This is a genomic window from Rhodococcus sp. R1101 (genome assembly GCF_000278445.1).
Classification (GTDB): Bacteria; Actinomycetota; Actinomycetes; order Mycobacteriales; family Mycobacteriaceae; genus Rhodococcus; species Rhodococcus gordoniae.
Genome location: NZ_AJVB01000451.1, coordinates 1 through 3,217, shown reverse-complemented (window position 1 = coordinate 3,217; position 3,217 = coordinate 1). Strand labels below are relative to the sequence as shown.

At 67.1% G+C, this 3,217-nt stretch carries 6 protein-coding genes; all 6 read right to left on the bottom strand.

Annotated elements, in window-relative coordinates:
• On the bottom strand, positions 1-726 hold a 726-nt coding region (gene rpsC / locus R1101_RS0119670), incomplete at its 3' end, for a 30S ribosomal protein S3 (RefSeq protein WP_016935028.1).
• Positions 726-1,118: a 50S ribosomal protein L22 gene (gene rplV / locus R1101_RS0119665; RefSeq protein ID WP_006554606.1), complete on the bottom strand. Its 393-nt coding sequence runs from the start codon at positions 1,116-1,118 to the stop codon at positions 726-728. The genes rplV and rpsC, both read right to left, overlap by 1 nt.
• The gene (gene rpsS / locus R1101_RS0119660; protein ID WP_003938088.1) at positions 1,115-1,396 is read right to left on the bottom strand and encodes a 30S ribosomal protein S19; all 282 of its coding nucleotides are present in this window, start codon (positions 1,394-1,396) and stop codon (positions 1,115-1,117) included. Before rpsS ends, rplV begins: the two co-directional genes overlap by 4 nt.
• Positions 1,397-1,415: 19 nt before the next feature.
• Positions 1,416-2,249 carry a 50S ribosomal protein L2 gene (rplB, locus tag R1101_RS0119655; protein WP_026003489.1) on the bottom strand — a complete coding sequence of 278 codons (834 nt, stop codon included), beginning with the start codon at positions 2,247-2,249 and terminating at the stop codon, positions 1,416-1,418.
• Between the two features lie 38 nt (positions 2,250-2,287).
• Positions 2,288-2,593: a 50S ribosomal protein L23 gene (gene rplW, locus R1101_RS0119650; protein ID WP_016935026.1), complete on the bottom strand. Its 306-nt coding sequence runs from the start codon at positions 2,591-2,593 to the stop codon at positions 2,288-2,290.
• Positions 2,590-3,217: 50S ribosomal protein L4 (gene rplD, locus R1101_RS0119645; protein ID WP_016935025.1), on the bottom strand; the 628-nt coding region annotated here is incomplete at its 5' end. The genes rplD and rplW, both read right to left, overlap by 4 nt.

The following is a 3,217-nucleotide window of genomic DNA, read 5'->3' as shown; positions in this document are numbered from 1 at the left end:
GGTGGTGCCCGACGCGCCGGAACGACGCGGGCGGCTCGGACGCTCACGACGCGGCCGGTCGGCGGGAGCGGCTGCAGCAGCAGCGAGCTCACGACGGCCACCGACGATGTCGCCCTTGTAGATCCAGACCTTCACGCCGATACGGCCGAAGGTGGTCCGTGCCTCGTAGAGGCCGTAGTCGATGTCCGCGCGCAGCGTGTGCAGCGGGACGCGACCTTCGCGGTAGAACTCCGAACGCGACATCTCGGCGCCACCGAGGCGGCCCGAGCACTGCACGCGGATGCCCTTGACGTTCGGCTGACGCATGGCCGACTGGATGGCCTTGCGCATCGCACGACGGAAGGCGACACGGTTCGAGAGCTGCTCGGCGACGCCCTGCGCCACGAGCTGAGCCTCGGACTCCGAGTTCTTGACCTCGAGGATGTTCAGCTGGACCTGCTTGCCGGTCAGCTTCTCGAGCTCGGCGCGGATGCGATCGGCCTCGGCGCCGCGGCGTCCGATGACGATGCCCGGACGAGCGGTGTGGATGTCCACACGCACACGGTCGCGGGTGCGCTCGATCTCGACCTTCGCGATGCCGGCGCGCTCGAGGCCGGAGGCCAGGAACTTGCGGATCGCGACATCTTCCTTGACGTAGTCCGCGTACTGCTTGTCGGCGTACCAACGAGACTTCCAGTCGGTGGTGACGCCCAGACGGAAGCCGTGCGGGTTGATCTTCTGGCCCACTACTGAGCTCCCTTCCGGCGGTTACGAGTCGAAGCCGACCCGACGCTTTCCACGATCACGGTGATGTGGCTCGACCGCTTGCGGATGCGGAACGCACGGCCCTGGGCACGCGGCTGGAACCGCTTCAGGGTCGCGCCCTCGTCCACGTACGCCGTCGCGACGACGAGCGTGCTGGGGTCGAGGTTGTAGTTGTTCTGCGCGTTCGCAGCGGCCGACGCGATCACCTTGGCGACCGGCTCGGCCGCGGCCTGCGGCGCGAACTTGAGGATGGCCAGGGCCTCCTCGACGGACTTACCGCGAACGATGTCGACGACGCGGCGCGCCTTCATCGGGGTCACGCGCACGTGGCGCGCAACAGCCCGAGCGCTGTTGGTGGTGGTTTCAGTGCTCATCGACGCTTGCTCTTCCGGTCGTCCTTGATGTGGCCCTTGAACGTACGGGTCGGCGCGAACTCACCGAGCTTGTGACCGACCATGGACTCCGAGACGAACACCGGCACGTGCTTGCGTCCATCGTGGACAGCGAACGTATGACCGATGAAGTCGGGCAGAATCGTGGAACGGCGCGACCAGGTCTTGATGACCTGCTTGGTGCCCTTCTCGTTCTGCGTGTCCACCTTCGCCAGGAGGTGGTCGTCGACGAACGGGCCCTTCTTGAGGCTGCGTGGCATTCTCTAACTCCCTCCTTGACTAGCGCTTCTTGCCGGTACGGCGACGACGGACGATGAGCTTGTCGGACGCCTTGTTCTTGCGGGTGCGGCCCTCGGGCTTGCCCCACGGGCTGACCGGGTGGCGACCACCCGAGGTCTTGCCCTCGCCACCACCGTGCGGGTGGTCGACCGGGTTCATCACGACACCACGGACCGTCGGGCGCTTGCCCTTCCAGCGCATACGGCCGGCCTTGCCCCAGTTGATGTTCGACTGCTCGGCGTTGCCGACCTCGCCGACGGTGGCGCGGCAGCGCACGTCGACGCGACGGATCTCACCGGAGGGCATACGCAGCGTGGCGTAGGTGCCTTCCTTACCGAGGAGCTGGATGCTCGCACCGGCGGAACGGGCCATCTTGGCGCCGCCACCCGGACGCAGCTCGACCGCGTGGATGGTCGTACCCGTCGGGATGTTGCGCAGCGGCAGGTTGTTGCCCGGCTTGATGTCGGCGTTGGGGCCCGACTCGATCGGGGCGCCCTGCACGAGTCCCTTGGGAGCGATGATGTAGCGCTTCTCGCCGTCCACGTAGTGGAGCAGCGCGATGCGCGCGGTGCGGTTGGGGTCGTACTCGATGTGAGCGACCTTGGCCGGCACGCCGTCCTTGTCGTTGCGACGGAAATCGATCAGGCGGTAGGCACGCTTGTGTCCGCCACCCTTGTGACGGGTGGTGATGCGGCCGTGCGCGTTACGTCCACCGCGACCGTGCAGCGGGCGGATCAGCGACTTCTCGGGCGTCGACCGAGTGATCTCGGCGAAGTCCGACACGCTGGCGCCACGGCGGCCCGGCGTAGTCGGCTTGTACTTACGGATTGCCATGAGTCTTCTCGTCCTCTATCTCTCGAGAGTTCCGATCGCTAGGCGACCGGGCCTCCGAAGATCTCGATGGGCTTGCTGTCGGCCGCGAGGGTCACGAGCGCGCGCTTGGTGTCCTTGCGCTTGCCGTAACCGAAACGGGTCCGCTTGCGCTTGCCCTGACGGTTGGCGGTGTTGACGCTGCTCACCTTGACGCCGAAGACCTTCTCGACGGCAATCTTGATCTGCGTCTTGTTCGAGTCCGGGTGCACCAGGAAGGTGTAGGTGCCCTCTTCCATCAGCCCGTAGGACTTCTCGGAGACGACGGGAGCCAGCAGGATGTCGCGAGGATCGGCGATCGTGCTCACTTGCTCTCCTCCTTCACTTCCTGGCCGGACTCGGCCGGCCCGTGGATGAACGTGTTGAGCGCCTCGACGCTGAACACGACGTCATCGCTGTAGAGCACGTCGTAGGTGTTCAGCTGATCCGGCGCGAGCACGTGGACGTTCGGCAGGTTCTGCGCGGACTTCCACGCCGCGATGTCCTCGCGACCGACGACGAGCAGCAGGTTCTTGCGATCCGACAGCTCACCGAGGAAGGTGCGGGCACCCTTGGTCGACGGGGTCTGGCCCGCGACGAGCTCGGTGATCACGTGGATGCGCTCGTTGCGCGCCCGGTCGGAGAGGGCACCGCGCAGAGCGGCGGCCTTCATCTTCTTGGGGGTGCGCTGGCTGTAGTCGCGCGGCTGCGGGCCGTGGACGACGCCACCGCCGGCGAACTGCGGCGCACGGGTCGAGCCCTGACGTGCGCGGCCGGTGCCCTTCTGGCGGTACGGCTTCTTGCCACCACCGCGGACGTCGCCGCGGGTCTTGGTGGAGTGCGTTCCCTGGCGAGCCGCGGCGAGCTGCGCGGTGACGACCTGGTGCAGCAGCGCGATGTTCGCGGGAGCGTCGAAGATCTCGGCGGGGAGATCGACGGAGCCGGAGGTCTGG